This is a genomic window from Arthrobacter sp. Y3221087 (assembly GCF_059089905.1).
Map to the genome: position 1 here is coordinate 118260 of NZ_JBNHFE010000004.1, position 14489 is coordinate 132748.

General features: G+C 66.5%; 15 protein-coding genes. 6 read left to right on the top strand and 9 right to left on the bottom strand.

Annotation, left to right across the window (positions count from 1 at the left end; genetic code table 11):
* Positions 1-14: 14 nt before the first annotated feature.
* Positions 15-635: a membrane protein YczE gene (gene yczE / locus AC5RUO_RS14040; RefSeq protein WP_494010794.1), complete on the bottom strand. Its 621-nt coding sequence runs from the start codon at positions 633-635 to the stop codon at positions 15-17.
* A gap of 61 nt (positions 636-696) precedes the next feature.
* Between yczE and yczR the strand changes: the two genes are divergently transcribed.
* A complete protein-coding gene (gene yczR / locus AC5RUO_RS14045; RefSeq protein ID WP_494010795.1) occupies positions 697-2241 on the top strand; it encodes a MocR-like transcription factor YczR in 1545 nt (514 codons plus the stop codon).
* 60 nt (positions 2242-2301) lie between these two features.
* Here the strand turns inward: yczR and AC5RUO_RS14050 are convergent, their stop codons facing one another.
* A complete protein-coding gene (locus AC5RUO_RS14050; RefSeq protein WP_494103838.1) occupies positions 2302-2850 on the bottom strand; it encodes a DUF4188 domain-containing protein in 549 nt (182 codons plus the stop codon).
* 94 nt (positions 2851-2944) lie between these two features.
* Here AC5RUO_RS14050 and AC5RUO_RS14055 point away from each other — a divergent pair, with 94 nt between their 5' ends.
* The gene (locus AC5RUO_RS14055; protein ID WP_494010797.1) at positions 2945-3520 is read left to right on the top strand and encodes a TetR-like C-terminal domain-containing protein; all 576 of its coding nucleotides are present in this window, start codon (positions 2945-2947) and stop codon (positions 3518-3520) included.
* Positions 3521-3651: 131 nt separating this feature from the next.
* Here the strand turns inward: AC5RUO_RS14055 and AC5RUO_RS14060 are convergent, their stop codons facing one another.
* Together AC5RUO_RS14060 and AC5RUO_RS14065 are read right to left on the bottom strand one after the other, a co-directional pair.
* The gene (locus AC5RUO_RS14060) at positions 3652-4344 is read right to left on the bottom strand and encodes an SRPBCC family protein (protein WP_494103839.1); all 693 of its coding nucleotides are present in this window, start codon (positions 4342-4344) and stop codon (positions 3652-3654) included.
* On the bottom strand, positions 4337-4960 hold the full coding sequence (locus AC5RUO_RS14065; RefSeq protein WP_494103840.1) for an ArsR/SmtB family transcription factor: 624 nt from the start codon (positions 4958-4960) through the stop codon (positions 4337-4339). Before AC5RUO_RS14065 ends, AC5RUO_RS14060 begins: the two co-directional genes overlap by 8 nt.
* 97 nt (positions 4961-5057) lie before the next feature.
* On the opposite strand from AC5RUO_RS14065, the gene AC5RUO_RS14070 reads away from it, so the two are divergent.
* The gene (locus AC5RUO_RS14070) at positions 5058-6026 is read left to right on the top strand and encodes an RluA family pseudouridine synthase (protein WP_494052199.1); all 969 of its coding nucleotides are present in this window, start codon (positions 5058-5060) and stop codon (positions 6024-6026) included.
* 43 nt (positions 6027-6069) lie between these two features.
* Here AC5RUO_RS14070 and AC5RUO_RS14075 read toward each other — a convergent pair whose 3' ends face one another.
* The 3 genes from AC5RUO_RS14075 to AC5RUO_RS14085 form a co-directional block, all read right to left on the bottom strand.
* Complete coding sequence (locus AC5RUO_RS14075; RefSeq protein ID WP_494103841.1) at positions 6070-8412, bottom strand: MinD/ParA family ATP-binding protein; 2343 nt, start codon at positions 8410-8412, stop codon at positions 6070-6072.
* Positions 8413-8497: 85 nt separating this feature from the next.
* Positions 8498-8698 carry a hypothetical protein gene (locus AC5RUO_RS14080; RefSeq protein WP_494010801.1) on the bottom strand — a complete coding sequence of 67 codons (201 nt, stop codon included), beginning with the start codon at positions 8696-8698 and terminating at the stop codon, positions 8498-8500.
* Between the two features lie 59 nt (positions 8699-8757).
* Positions 8758-8961, bottom strand: coding sequence for a hypothetical protein (locus tag AC5RUO_RS14085; protein ID WP_494010802.1), 204 nt, complete (start codon positions 8959-8961; stop codon positions 8758-8760).
* A 210-nt stretch (positions 8962-9171) separates the two neighbouring features.
* Between AC5RUO_RS14085 and AC5RUO_RS14090 the strand changes: the two genes are divergently transcribed.
* The 3 genes from AC5RUO_RS14090 (at position 9172) to AC5RUO_RS14100 (ending at position 11131) form a co-directional block, all read left to right on the top strand.
* Entirely contained in the window at positions 9172-9375 is a 204-nt protein-coding gene (locus tag AC5RUO_RS14090) for a hypothetical protein (RefSeq protein WP_494103842.1), read from the top strand.
* A gap of 186 nt (positions 9376-9561) precedes the next feature.
* Complete coding sequence (locus tag AC5RUO_RS14095) at positions 9562-10275, top strand: AfsR/SARP family transcriptional regulator (protein ID WP_494103843.1); 714 nt, start codon at positions 9562-9564, stop codon at positions 10273-10275.
* Positions 10276-10513: 238 nt separating this feature from the next.
* A complete protein-coding gene (locus tag AC5RUO_RS14100; RefSeq protein WP_494103844.1) occupies positions 10514-11131 on the top strand; it encodes a DedA family protein in 618 nt (205 codons plus the stop codon).
* Between the two features lie 18 nt (positions 11132-11149).
* Here the strand turns inward: AC5RUO_RS14100 and AC5RUO_RS14105 are convergent, their stop codons facing one another.
* Together AC5RUO_RS14105 and ppc are read right to left on the bottom strand one after the other, a co-directional pair.
* Entirely contained in the window at positions 11150-11455 is a 306-nt protein-coding gene (locus AC5RUO_RS14105) for a hypothetical protein (RefSeq protein WP_494103845.1), read from the bottom strand.
* Between the two features lie 152 nt (positions 11456-11607).
* A complete protein-coding gene (ppc, locus tag AC5RUO_RS14110; protein ID WP_494103846.1) occupies positions 11608-14418 on the bottom strand; it encodes a phosphoenolpyruvate carboxylase in 2811 nt (936 codons plus the stop codon).
* Between the last annotated feature and the right edge of the window lie 71 nt (positions 14419-14489).

A 14489-nucleotide genomic window follows, 5' to 3' on the forward strand; every position in this document is an offset into this window, starting at 1 on the left:
GGCGGGCAAAGGGCTCAGCAAACGGTGGCAGGTGAAGCGCCGGCAGTCTTCGGCACTGCGGCCGGAACCATGAACCGCGGCAGCAGCAGCTGCACCAGGGGTCCGATGGCCAGTGCGTAGACAACGGTTCCCACGCCCACCGAACCGCCCAGGACCCAACCGACGGCCAGGACGGTCACCTCGATCAGAGTGCGGGACAGGCGGACGGACCAGCCGGTACGCCGGGCCAGGCCGGTCATCAGCCCGTCCCTGGCCCCGGGGCCAAAGCGGGCACCGATGTAGCAGGCGGAGGCGATGCCGTTCAGCAGGACAGCGCCGGCAAGCATCCCCACCTGGCCGAAAAGTTGGGACACGGTGGGGATCAGGGCCAGCCCGACGTCGGCGAAGACGCCCACCAGGACGGCGTTGCAAAGGGTTCCGAAGCCGGGCCACTGCCGCAGGGGGATCCACAGCAGGAGCACCAGGAAGCTCACGATGATGACCACCATGCCGATGCTCAGCCCGGTCCGGTTCGCCAGCCCTTGGTGAAAGACGTCCCATGGGTCCAGGCCAAGCCCGGCCCGGATGAACATTGCCAGGGAAATGCCGTACATGGCGAGGCCGGTGAAGAGCTGGATCAGTCTGCGGGTCATCATGGGATCAACCCTCCCACGCAACTGGCTTTTGATTACATAGCCAGTTTGAGACACTGGCTATATGGCCCCTTCCCTGAGTTCAGCAGCGCTCGCCCGCCTTCTGGGGCCATGGAACCGCGGGGCCGGACCGGCGTACCGGGAACTGGCCGATGTGGTCCGGCTGCTCATCCTGGACGGCAGGGTGCCCCTTGATACTGCCCTTCCCAGTGAGCGCGCGCTGTCCGCGGCCCTGGGTGTCAGCCGGACCACCGTTACGGCCGCCTACGCGATCCTCCGGGAACAGGGTTTCCTCAGCAGCGGACAAGGCAGCCGCGGCAGGACCCGGATCCCCGACCTGAACCCGTTCGGACCGGCGATTTTCGGCCCCGCCAAACTCAAGGAAGCCAGTGGGACAGAGGCTGGCGGGACAGGGACTGGTGGAGCAGGGACGGGCTGGAAAGGGGCCGGGGCCATCTCCGCCCCGGGCCTGGCAGCGCCGGAAGGGCTGCTGGACCTGGCCTATTCGGCGCTGCCGGCCAGCGGCGAAGTCGTGCACCGGGCTTTCGCCGCCGCACTGACCGAACTTCCGGCCCTGCTGCCGGGTTTTGGCTACGACGCCATCGGCCTGCTTCCGCTCCGCCAGGCGATCGCAGACAGGTACACGGCCGCCGGGGTGCCCACCCATGCGGGGCAGGTGATGGTGACGTCAGGCGCCCAGCACGCACTGACCATAGTCCTCCGCACCCTGGCGGACCGTCAGGACCGGGTCCTCGTGGAACACCCCAGCTACCCCAACGCCCTGGACGCAATCCGGGCCGCCAGGTGCCGGCCCGTTCCCGTCGCCTTTGCACCCGGCGGCTGGGACCTGCCAGCACTGGAAACTGTCCTGGCCCAGCAGCGCCCCAAGCTCGCGTATATGGTGCCGGACTTCCACAACCCCACCGGCATGGCCATGCCCGACACCCAGCGCCGGAGGCTGGTCCGCGCCGCCGCGGCCACCGGCACGGTCCTGGTGGCGGATGAGACGCTCCGCGAACTGAACCTCGACGGCGTGGGCACCACTCCCCTGGCAGGCTTCAGCCCCAACGTGGTCACAATCGGCTCACTCAGCAAATCGCACTGGGGCGGCCTGCGGACCGGCTGGATCCGGGCTTCCGAAGCCATGATCGGGCGCTTGGCGGCTGCGCGCACCACCGTTGACCTGGGCGGTCCGATTATGGAGCAGCTCGCGGCCGCACACCTGGTCCGGGCCATGGACGAACCGCTCCCTGCCCGGTTGGCGGCGCTGCGGACCAACAGGGCAGCGCTGCTTGAGCTGCTGCGCGGGCATCTGCCCGGCTGGGAGACCCCCGTGCCCGCCGGCGGCCTGTCCGTGTGGTGCCGGCTGCCGGCTCCGTCCAGCACCGCGCTGACAGTCCTGGCGCCGGAGTTCGGCATCCGGCTGGCCGCCGGGCCGAGGTTCGGAATCGGCGGAGCGTTCGAACGGTTCCTGCGGGTGCCCTTCACCTTGCCGCCTGAGCAGCTGGAAACTGCGGTGCTGGCATTGCGCGCCGCCCAGGACAAGCTCAACGCCGCTCCCCAACTCCGGCGCACCCTCACCACCGCCCCGGCGGTGGCGATCGCGTGAGCGCCACCGCAAGTAGCTAGCGCCAAGCGTCGTTTCGGACGCCCATCACCGCAGTTGGCGCTACCTGGTTGGGGAGGCAGGCGGCTGGGCTCCTGCTGCCGCCCGGTCAGCTGCCTTGTCATTCCGCGGGGCGGCGCGACCCATCCGCTGCTTTGCGGTATTGCTTCCGGGCCCGATGGGAACATGGCTGGTGGCTTTGGCCAGCCCGAACAGCGGCATGCCGCTGTAGACCGCCTCGATCCCGCCAGCGGGCACCTGGTACGTTTCGTGCCAAATGCCGACGTCGCCGCGTCCTGCCATCTCCTTCATGAAACGCCGCCAGGGTTCCAGGTGCGGAGCCTCCCGGTCCGCCGCGAACTTCCTTAGATGCTCCGGGCTCTCCCAGTAGCTGACCAGGACCGTGGTCCGCCCCAGCCATTGCTCAAAACCAAGCATTCCGGACTGAGGGTCGGAGGCCAGGTGCCGGAGCATCGGCGGCATGGCCGAGGCGACCTTTCCGACGGCCCCAAGCTTCCACCAGCGGTTTGCCCGCATGCCGATCAGGAAAACACTGACGGAATCACGGGCGGGGTCGGCGGTGTACCGGCCCGGAAAGACTTCCTGCGCCATGGGGGGCTCCTTCAAGGGGAAGCGGACGGATATTTTGACTTCCGCTGCATTTCATAACGCTGTTATGTAACAACGTTATGAAAGAATTGGCCCCATGGCAAGACCTGTAATGCACACCGATTCCCTCAAACAGCAACTGCTGGAAATGACTGCCGACCTCGTGGACCGTGAAGGTCCGTCGCGGCTAACCCTCCGCGACGTGGCGGCCGCCGCAGGCACGTCCACTACAGCTGTTTACGCGCTGTTCGGGGGAAAATCCCAGCTGCTGACCGCTGTCATGGACCACGGATTCCGGTCATTCCGTGAGTCCCAGGAACAGGCGGCCCAGGGAGGGCTCCGGGGGCTCGGAATTGCCTATCGGAGCTGGGCTCTGGAACATACCGCACTGTACCGGCTCATGTTTGGCGGAGCCATGGCGGCCTACGCGGACTGCAAGCCCAGCCCGGAAGCCGCGGCCGGGGCGATGGATCCACTGATCGGGGCGGTCTCCGCAGCCCAGGCAGCGGGCACGCTGCGTCCTGCGCCAGCGGAGATGGTGGCCATGGCCATCTGGGCGCAGGTCCACGGCCTGATCAGCCTGGAAGTGGCCCAGATGGGCCCGCCGGACGCACCCTGGGAAGACGTCTACAGTCTGGCCCTGGAAGCCATCGGCCGCGGCTGGGCCGCCTGACCGTCCAACCGCTTTCGACGCGGCAATTCCTCCGCCCGACGCAAATTACCTGCCGCGGCGGATATTTCCACTGCGCCAGGTAATGTGCGGGTCACATCCGATTGTGCGCGTCGAAACCGGTCGGGCCGCCGCTACGCGTACACGCGCTCCAGGAAGCCGCTCCACGCCTTGGCGGTGGTTTCCGAATCCCCCGTGCCGCTGAAGTCGTGGACGGTCATTCCCACGGGGGCGCCCCAGGCGTTGCGGCCAAAGAACCGGAACATCGCGTCGGAGGTGCGCAGGCCCAGGAAGTGCTCGTTCGTGAAGTCCACTTCACGAACGAGCCGCCCCACGCCGTCGAGCTCCACATCCACGGCGGAACCCTGCCGGGCGGCTTCGACACCCAGCGCCTTGCGGAGCTGCTCGAACCCGTCCGGGACCTGGGAGGCGGCCGGCCCCTGGACATCGGTGAAGACCACCGGCTTGCCATCGAAGTGCTGCAGGTACTGGGCCAGCGTGTGCAGGTAGAACTCCGTGTGGCGGCTGGCACCGTCGTACTGCTCGTCCCAGTTGTCCGCGAAAATTCCGCTGTGGACGTAGTGCAGCCGGGCGCGTCCGCCATCGAGCGGTTCCAGGACATGCTCCAGCTGGTTGAACCAGCCGTCGGGGCCGTCCATCCGGGACACCAGGTGGGCGGGGTATTCGTTCACGGTCTTGACGTCCGGCCACTGGTCCGTGGGAAACATCCATGCGGGGGTCCCCGTGGTAACGGCCTCCCACACGCGGGCTGGCGTACCGGGCAGTTCGGTGTCGTAGACGATCTCGAAGTTGCGGTTGTCAGACATTGTCCTGCTCCTTGCCTGAGGGGGTCTGATTGGTTGTTTTGAGTACCGGGTGCAAAGCCACCACCAGCCGGTGCCGCCGCCCGCGGGAGGAGGCATCACCGTCATGGTATTTGTCCACCAGCCGCGTGACCGCCACGCCGAGTTCCTCAGCGAACGCGGCGCGCTCAGCGGCGGTACGGAAGGTGACCTCGCCGTCGATGGCGAATGTGGCGAGCTTCTGGCGGGCAGCCGCGGCCCCGGCGATCAGCTTTCCCACCTCCTGGACCATCCGCCCGGCGAGGGCGAGCAGCCAGAACGCCGAGAACCGGTCCGCGAAGCGGCGGGGGTCCGGGGAAACGGAGGCCAGCGCCGAGGGTGAGATGAGGTAGGAGGCGGCTGTGGCCTGGAGGATGCGTTCGGTCACGTTGCCCTTGCGCCGCTCCTCCACCAGTTCCACCAGCCCGTGCCTTTCGAGGGCCTTGAGGTGGTAGTTGACCTTCTGCCGGGGCAGCCCCACCTTCACGGCCAGCTGCGTGGCGGACCCGGGCGTGCCCAACTCCCGAAGGATCCGGGTGCGAATAGGATCCAGCGACGCTTCGGCCGCCGCCGGGTCCTCGATCACTTCGATGTCCAACATGCACCCATCCTCTTACCGACAACTTTTATTGTCAAGAACTTTTTTATCGTCGGTTGCGGAAAGGGGATTCGGGCCCGCAAAGTAGAATGGACCGGTGATGCAATCCCCCCTCCCCGTGCGCGACGGCGTCAACGCCACCCGCCTGCGCCTTCCGGAGGAGGGTCCTTGGGACACCGCGATGGACTACATGATGCACCGATGGGGCCACATCGACCCCCAGGGCATCGAGGATCGGTTCGACGCCGGCGAGATAGTGGGCGAAGGCGGTGTTCCACTGCACCGCGGCACTCCCCTGCAGGACCACACCTTCATCTGGTATTACCGCACGCTCCCGCCGGAGACCCGGATTCCCGTGGACATCAGCATCCTGCACCAGGACGAGCACCTGCTGGTGGTGGACAAGCCGCACTTCCTGCCCACCACCCCCGGCGGCACGTACATCCAGGAGTCGGCCCTGGTGCGGCTCCGCAACCAGCTCGGCCTGCCGGACCTCATTCCCATGCACCGGCTGGACCGGATGACCGCCGGGGTGCTGCTGTTCTCCACCAATCCGCAGACCCGCGGGAAGTACCAGGTGCTCTTCGAGAAGCGGCAGGTGCAGAAGGAATACGAGTGCGTGTCCGCTGCCGAGCCCGCTCCCGGGCATCCCGCCGTCGAATTTCCCGTTGTGGTGCGCAATCGGATGACCAAGTCCCGCAGCTACCTCCTCGCGGAGGTGGTCGAAGGCGAACCCAACGCCGAAACGCGGATTGAGCGGCTGGAAACGTTCGACGGCGGCCCTGCGGTGGGTGCTCCGGGCACCGATGGCGGTGGCCGCCTCGCCAGGTACCGTCTGGAACCGCACACCGGCAAGACGCACCAGCTGCGGGTACACATGGCGTCCCTGGGACTGGGAATTGTCAACGACGCCTTTTATCCGGACCTGCTGGACAAGGCCCCGGACGATTACACCAGGCCCCTGCAGCTCCTGGCCCGGGGCATCAGGTTCGTAGACCCGGTCTCAGGGAAGCCGGTGGAGTACCGCAGCGGACTGGAACTCAGCGAGGCTGCGCGGGCGCGCGCCTAAGGAGGCTGATGATGGAAAGGCGCCTGCGGCCAGGGCATCGCGCTCAGAGGCCGCGCACCACGGCGGCTGCGGCGTGCAGCCAGGCCTCGCGGGTTTCCGGCTGCAGCGCCTGGTAGTTCAGGCGCGCTCCCGAAACAAGGGACCGGTCGTATGGAACATCCAGGACGTTCCTCGTCAGGCCCGCGAGGTGGCTGCGGGCCTTCCTGTGAAGGTCCCGGTCGATCTGCGGGGACGGCGCGGCGAGCAGGGTCACAGCATTGGCGATCTTCGCGTGGTACCCGCGCTCACGCAGGCCGTCGATGAGCCAGACGGCGCTGGCCACCGTGTCTTCGCGGAGGGTGGAGACGATGACCAGCTCGTCCGCCGCCGCCACCGCTGCCTCCCAGTTGGAGGAGCGCATGTTGTTGCCGGTGTCCACCATGATGACCCGGTAGAAGCGGCGCAGCGCCGTATGCAGCCGGTCGAATTCGCGGGCGCCGATGGTGGCCGCACCGGCAGCGTCCTCGTCGGAGGCCAGCACGTCAAACTGCGTCGAACCTTGGTAACGGACGTACCTGTCGAGGTCCCCGATCCGCCCCAGGACGGGGTCTTCGAAGCGGTCCACCTCCTGCAGCAGGTCAACAGCGGTCCCGGTGTGCCCTGCTGCCGGCGCACGCCACCCGAGCGTGCCGCGCGTTTCGTTGTTGTCCCAGGCGAGTGTGTAGCCGCCGCGGTGGATTCCCAGGGTTGCGGCGAGGAGCAGGGTTGCGGTGGTCTTGTGCGCACCACCCTTGGGGTTGACCACCACCACGGTGCGGGGTCCGTCCAGCCGGCGCTGGACGTCGTCGATTGCTTGCAGGTGGATGCGCTCACGGCGGCCGGGGGCAGGGTTGAGGGAACTGCCGCTGAGCCGGCGGATGGCGCCCTGCCAGCCTTCCTCGGCCAGCACTGCCGGGGGGACGGGCCGTTGAGCGAGGAAATCCTGAAGGGTGGGAACGGCGTCGTGCCTTGCAGCAGGAGGGACATCGGTAGCGCGCGTGGCCGCGGAGGGTAGGTCGAGGGCCATGGCCTGGCTTCCTTTCTGGAGTGGTTGTGCTGCCTTGACCGTCCGCGGCGCCCGTACGCGCCTGGCTAAGCGGAGGACCACAGTGAGCAGGACCAGAAGCAGCCGGTACAGGAGGATCACCAGGCCGGCCACCGGCAGGGCCAGCAGGAGAACGGACAGAACGGCGAGCGTGGCGGTGGCAGGGTCCCCTGCCCCTATGGCCGTGGCTGCGATTCCGGCGTGCCGGCGAATGGCAACTGCGGTCTGCTCCAGGATCAGGGGCAGGTTCAGCAGCATCCAGCCCAGCGCCAGCAGCAGCAGTGGCACCACCAGGACAACCCAGGCAGTGACGATCCGCCGGGCAAACGGCCGCAGCTCCGTGACCCGCGGATCCGCCGGATGGCCCGGGAGCAGGCTGACGAGAACCGGGCGGATCCGGTTGAACAAGTCCGGCACACCGGCGATATCGGCCAGGACAAAGTAGCCATCGAATCGCAGCGTGGGTACCAGCTGCTGGACCATCCCGAGGTGCATCAGGGCGGCCGCCAGCAGGAAGAACCCTTGCCCAGTGGCCAAGTAGGCAGAGCCAAACGCGAGGAGGCACAGGCAGTTGAAGTACAGCCCGCCGAGGTCGGTGCGGAGCCGGCCCGCCCTGCCCAGCCGGTAGGAGTCGGTGACGTTGGTGAAGAAGGCGGGAAAGACGATGTAGACGCCGACGCCGATAACCCCCGGCCGCGCACCGCCGTACCGGCAGGCCGTGGCATGGCCAAGTTCGTGGATCACGGCTCCCGCCATCAGCACTGCAAAGAGGGCGAGCAGCAGTGCAGGCGTCAGCAATACCTGCTGCAGCGATGCCAGGAAGTCGCCTTGGAGGATGACCAGGATGTCGACGGCGGCCACGACCCCCAGCACGACGGCCACCACCGGAGGCCAATAGAGCGGTGACAGGAACCGGGCCAGGGCGTTGACCGTCTTTTCGGAAAGGAGCGTCCCCCGGAGCCGGATTGACAGCAGCGGGTCCGCGGTGGGAGGCCCAGGGATGCCTGTGGTGTCTGCCGCAACATTCTGGACCAGCCCGATGGGTGCCAGCCGCTGAACGAGAAGGTGGTGGAGCCCGCTGACGTCCAACTCCCGGCCGTAGGTGTCGCTGATTTCCCGCGCCACCTCCGAGGGCTGTTTGTCCGCCGACACGGCGAGCATCACCAGGTGCAACAGTTCCGACAGCTGGACTATTTGCCCATCCCCGCGCTGCACCAAATAGCTGCGCTGCTTCAGTCCGGAGCCTTCAACCTGGCCCAGGACCCTGACTCCGGGAGCAAGCGACCAGCGCTGGTCAAAAGCGGCGTCCGGTGTTGTTGTCACATTTCCCACCGATACATTGAGTGGTTGAGGCGGCGGGCACGCCCCGGCATTGGGGCGTGCCCGCCGGAATGCGGATGAAGCCGACCTACTTTTGCAGGACCAGAATCTCCTGGAGCGCAGCCGAGTTCGCGACGGAATTGACCGTGCCCGCATTAATCGCGAACGACAGATTCACAGCGATCACAGGTGCGATATTGATGTCGAAGAACAGGGTTTCCCTTTCGGGCAGCAACTCCATAACTTCGGCGTCGAGTTCCGCGGGTGATAGCGCGGTTGATGCCGCCATGGCACCTTACCCCTCTCCCCCGGCATTACCCGGGCATGAATGTGGTGGTCATTGAATTGCTACTGGCTAACGTGGACGCTCTGAAGTGCGATGCTGTGTGCATTCGACCACAGTGAAGCAACGTTCAGTGCGGCAGAAGTATTGGTCGCATCAACAGCAGCCAGGTTCAGGCTGAAGGTGTCGCCAAACGAATACAGGGTTTCCCTCGCGGGCAGCAGCTCCACCTGCTGGCCATCCAGGTCCTGAATTGTAAGTTCCGTCATGTCAATCACCCCCTCTCCACGTCTCGCGATCAGTCAACGCGGGCGACCGTGGCGGCTTCGTCACTGTCCCGTTATTTTCGCGTTGTTTCTGCGATAGGTGCTGCCGGGGTTTATGGCGCAGGCACCGAAATCGTGCGTTTAGGATGGTGATACCGGGCGGTAATTTGTCCGGGAAACCAGACCATCACCAAGGAAAGCAGGCGCCCGTTTATGGCGGACAAAGAAGGCACGATGGTAATTCGAGCTTGGGTGGAACCAGCGCAAAACCACTCCCTCCGGGCCCGCCTTATTTCCAGCCGCCCGGGAAATGACCGCGAAATGGAGGAGGCGGCCGGTAATGCAGATGACATCCTGCTTGCAGTACGGCGCTGGCTTGACCTGCTGCAACAGGGTGAAGACAGCACGAAGGTTTGAACCTTTCCCGCCGTCCGCGTCAAAATTCCCGAAATTTCCTGGTATGTGACAAGTAGGCCCATTTGTCATGCGGTTAGGTAGTCACGCACCCTCCCCCCTCTGTAACTAAACCGTATTGACACGATCAGGGCAGATGTCACGATGGTGTCTGGGGGATCAAGTGTTCGCCGCTTGAAGGGGATCGGCATGACAGTGGCGCTGGCACAGGAATGGCACTTGAGCCTGCTGGGGGCTTGGCGGCTGCAGCGGGGCAACACGACAATGACGGTGGCAAGCCGTGAACAGCGGCTTATCGCATGCGTTGGGCTCCTGGGCTGCCGGCACCGGAGCTTCCTGTCCGGGCTGCTCTGGCCGAAAAGCAGCGAAACACAGGCCGCCGGCAACCTGCGGAGCACCGTATGGTGCATCTCCCATTCGTTCCCGCACCTCCTCCGTGCCGGTGCCGCCACCCTCGAACTGGACGAATCTGTGCAGTTGGATGTGGCAGCCCTGCAGCGGCATGTGGCAACCCTGCGGGAACAACCCGGAGTCCACATTCCCGACAGTTACCTGGACCACCTGAGCCGGGCCGAGTTGCTGCCCGGCTGGTACGAGGACTGGGTGGTGTTCGAGCAGGAGCGGCTGCGGCAGTTGCGGCTCAGTGCGCTGGAGTTCCTGGCACGTCAGTACCTCTCCGCGAACGAACCCGGACGGGCCGTCATCGCTGCGCTGTCGGCGGTGAGCATCGAACCGCTGCGTGAATCGGCCCACTTCCTCCTGGTCCAGGCGCACCTCGCTGCCGGGAACCGGGCAGCGGCCGTTCGCGCCTACACAATGGTTGCCGACCGGCTTGAGGCCGAACTCGGTGTCCAGCCGTCCCATCAGCTGTCCGGGCTTCTGTCTGCGTTCCATCCGCGCTAAACCAGTCGGTAGAGGCAAGGGGAAAGCATGGACGCATTCAACCTGATGCCGGGCAACCGGGCAGACGGGCGCCTGCCGCCTGCGCCTATGCCGCGGCCGGCCTGGACATCGCAATTTCCCTTGCCGCGATGACGGTCAGGGGCGGTTGGTTCCGGCTGGCGAACCGTTGGCCATACTGGTAAGTCCTCGCCGGCCAGCATCTGGGCAACAGCAGATAAAAGTGCGGTACGTTGTGCCCATGGACTTCGGCAGCGCTGACACCTGGGGGGCTGCGATCTATTTTTGGATCATCCCCTTAGTCCTCGGCGATGCCATTTTTCCGCTTGTTCCGTCCGAAATGGTGGTCATCACCGGCGGGGCATTGTCTGCTGACGGCCGGACCAACGTTTTCCTGGTGGGGTTCCTGTCCGCGCTGGCATCCTGGATCGGTGACATGGTGGTCTTCCAGCTGTTCCGGCGGAAGTTAAGCCACGTGCTGGACCGGTGGAAGTGGGGCCGCCGCCTCCACCGCGGTATCCACGATGCGATCGCCAAGGCGGGGCGCTCATCGACGTACGGCACCATCATCGGCGCGAGGTTCATCCCCGGCGGCCGCCTTGCCACCTCGGCAGCAGCCGGCATCGCCAGCGTCGGGGTCCGGGGTTTCAGCCTGTGCGCGGGACTGGGTGCCCTGCTGTGGGCGTGCTGGCTGGTGGGCCTGGGCTACTTCACCGGGTCCGCAACCGGTCTGCCGTTCTGGGCGAGCTCCCTGATCGGGGTGGCGCTGGGCCTGGTGGTCGGCGCCGTCGTCGGAATTATTGTTACCCGGCGCCGCGGCAACCGGTCCCCCGTGGAGGAACCAGGACCGATGGTCTGACGCCGTTGCCGGCAGGGCCTAGACCGGCAACCACTTCCCGCGGCTGCGGCGGAGCACGCTGAGCTGGCCGGTGAGGGCGACGCGTTCGACGGCGTCGCGCATCATCGCTGCCGATTCCCGCGCTTGCTGGTTCTCGCCCCTGTCCTCGCTCGCCTCCACGAGGAACCGCAGGTTCAGCTGCGGCACCCCGCCGGCGATCTGCAGCTGGTGGGACTCGACGTGGTGGCGCGTTCCGAGGACCTCGACGGCGGTTTCCATGACCGATTTCGGCGGGTTGCCGGGCCGGAGCCCGGTGATCTTCAGGCGCGTCTGGAACGAAGGCATGCCCTCCACCCTATCCAAACCCTCGCGCACTTGTGGCGGCGGATCGAGAGACGCAAGCTCACTTGTGGCGGCCAAAAGAGCAACGCCCGCTCACTCCCCGACCTGGGAGTGAGCGGGCATTGCCGGGAAACACGCCAGAAGTGAGCGCGGGTTTAGCCGGTGTTGCGCAGGCCGGCGGCCACCCCGTTGACGGTGATGAGCATGGCACGCTGGAGCCGTTCGTCGATCTCGGCCCCGCTGATGCTTCCACTCTCGGCCCGCACGCGGCGCAGTAGCTCCACCTGAAGGTAGCTGATGGGGTCCAGGTACTGGTCGCGGACTTCGAGGGACCGCTTGAGCGTGGGCTGGGCGTCCAGCAGGACGTGCTCGCCGGTCAGGTTCTGCACCTCGGCGACGGTCAGTTCGTACTCCTCCCGGATGGTGCGGAAGATGTGGTGGAGTTCCTTTGGCACCAGGGTGTCCACGTAGTAGCCGGCGATGTCCAGGTCCGTCTTGGCGAGGGTCATCTCCACGTTGGACAGCACGGACCGGAAGAAGTGCCAGTGCTCCATCATCTCCGCGAGCTGCGCCGCGTTGCCGGCTTCCCGGGCGGCCTTCAGGCCGGAGCCGACGCCGAACCAGCCGGGCACGATCTGGCGGGACTGGGTCCAGCCGAACACCCACGGGATGGCCCGCAGGCCGCCCAGGCCCGCACCGGAGTCGGGACGCTTGGACGGGCGGGAGCCGATGTTCAGGGATCCGAGCTGCTCCACCGGTGTGGATGCCATAAAGTAGGCCGGCAGGTCGGGGTGGTCAATGAGCTTGCGGTACCGGTCGAACGCGGCGTCAGAGATCGTCTCCATGACGTGCGCGTACCGTTCCCGCTGGTCCTCGGAGGTGCGCGGGTCCCGATGCAGGGCAGAACCCTGCAGCACGGCGGCCAGGGAAAGCTCCAGGTTCTCCCGGGCCAGCTCGGGCAGAGAATACTTGTCCGAGATGACTTCGCCCTGTTCGGTGAACTTGATCTCGCCCTCCAGGACGCCGTTGGGCTGGGCCAGGATGGCGTCGTAGGTGGGCCCGCCACCGCGGCCCACAGAGCCGCCGCGGCCGTGGAACAGGCGCACCCGCACCCCGTGCTTGGCTGCCACGTCGCGGAGCTTGCGCTGGGTCTTGTGGATCTCCCACTGGCTGGTCAGCACGCCGGACTCCTTGTTGGAGTCCGAGTAGCCGAGCATCACTTCCTGGATGTCGCCGCGCAGCCGCACAAGTTCACGGTAGGACGGGTCCGAGAGGAGCTGGTCGATGATCTCCGCCGAGGCGCGCAGCTCCTCCACGGTCTCGAGCAGCGGCGCGAACCCGATCTTTGCGTAGGGCTTGTCGCCGAACAGGTTGACCAGGCCGGCTTCGCGGGCGATGACCGCGGCAGCCAGGACATCGTCCGCGCCGCGGGTCATGGAGATGATGTAGGTCTCGATGACGTCCGGGCCGTACATGCGCAGGGCTCGGCGGATCTCACGGAAGACGTCGTACGTACCGTCAGCGGCGCCGTCGAGCTTGATCGGGTGTCCGGACAGCGGCCGGCGGGAGGCGAGTTCGGAGCCCAGCACCTCGAAGCGTTCCTTGCGGCTGAGCTCGGCGTAGCGGAGCCCGGGCCCGCCGATCCGGTCCATCAGCTGGCCGACGGCGTCGTGGTGGTGGTCTGCGTGCTCCCGGATGTCCAGGGTGGCCAGGTGCAGGCCGAAGGATGCGATGGCACGGCGGACCCGGGCAAGCGCGCCATCCGCGGCAAGGGAGGCGGAGTGGTTGCGGAGCGAGAGTTCCAGCAGCTCAAGGTCCGCCAGCAGTTCGCCGGTTCCGCTGTAGTCGCGGCCGTGCTCGTGGTTGGAGTTCGCGGCCACCCGCTTGCCGGTGTTGATGAGCTTGGCCTTGATGCAGGTCAGCTTCAGCCGGTACGGCTCCTGCGCGTTCAGTTCCAGGACCCGTTTGTCCAGGCCGGGCAGCTTCTTCAGGTCGGCGTCGATGGACTCCAGCAGTTCCTGGTCCGCTCCGGCAAGGGCCGTGGAGTTGGACAGGATGGAGATCAGCTCGTCGATCATGCCGATGCTGATCCGGATGGCGTGCTGGTTCTGGATCTGCAGAATCTCCCGGGTGACGGCCGCGGTGACGTTGGGGTTGCCGTCGCGGTCACCGCCGATCCAGGAACCGAAGCGGATGGGCGCGTCCTTGGACGCAAGCGTGACGCCGTGGTCCCCCAGCAGTTCGGCCAGTTCGGTGAGCATTTCGGGCATGGCGTCGGTGAGGATGCCGCCCAGGTAGTAGATGGCGTTGCGGGCTTCGTCAACGGGGGTGGGCCGGACCTGGCGCAGCTCGTCGGTCTGCCACATCTGGTCGATGATCTCGGCCAGCTGCCGGTCCTGCCGGCGGCGGGCCGTGGTGCCTTCGGCGGTGGGCTGGGCGAGGACGTCGGAAAGCTTGCGGATCTTGTCCAGCACGGAGCGGCGGGACGCTTCAGTGGGGTGTGCAGTGAAGATGGGCCGGACATCCAGCCCGTTGACCACTTCCTGGAGCACAGCGGGCCCGGCCTGGCCGGCGATCTCGGCAACGGTCTTGGCCAGCCAGCCGTCCTTCTCGGCGCGGGTCCGCAGGCCGCGGACGCGGTGGACCTGCTCGGCGGCATTGGCGAGGTGGAAGTAGAACGCGAAGGCGCGGACCAAGTCGGTTGCCTGCTCGATGGGCAGGGAGCCGAGGAGTTCGCGGACCTGGGCAACGACGTCGTGCGCGCTCCAGGGCCCGGTGGCGTCGGCGCCGCCGCGGGCTGCCTCCTTGGACTCCTTGGTGAGGAGCCGGACCTGCTCCACGAGGTCCAGGAGTTCAGGCCCGTGCTGGCGGACCAGGGATTCACCCAGCAGCGTGGACACACGCCGGACGTCCGCCCTCAGTTCGGCGGCAAGGTCGGTTTCGGGATTTGTTGCAGTGTGAGCCATAAAAGCAATCTCTCGAGGGTTTCGGACTTGGCTCGTACACTGCGCTGGATACTGTGAGCCACGTTACTAGC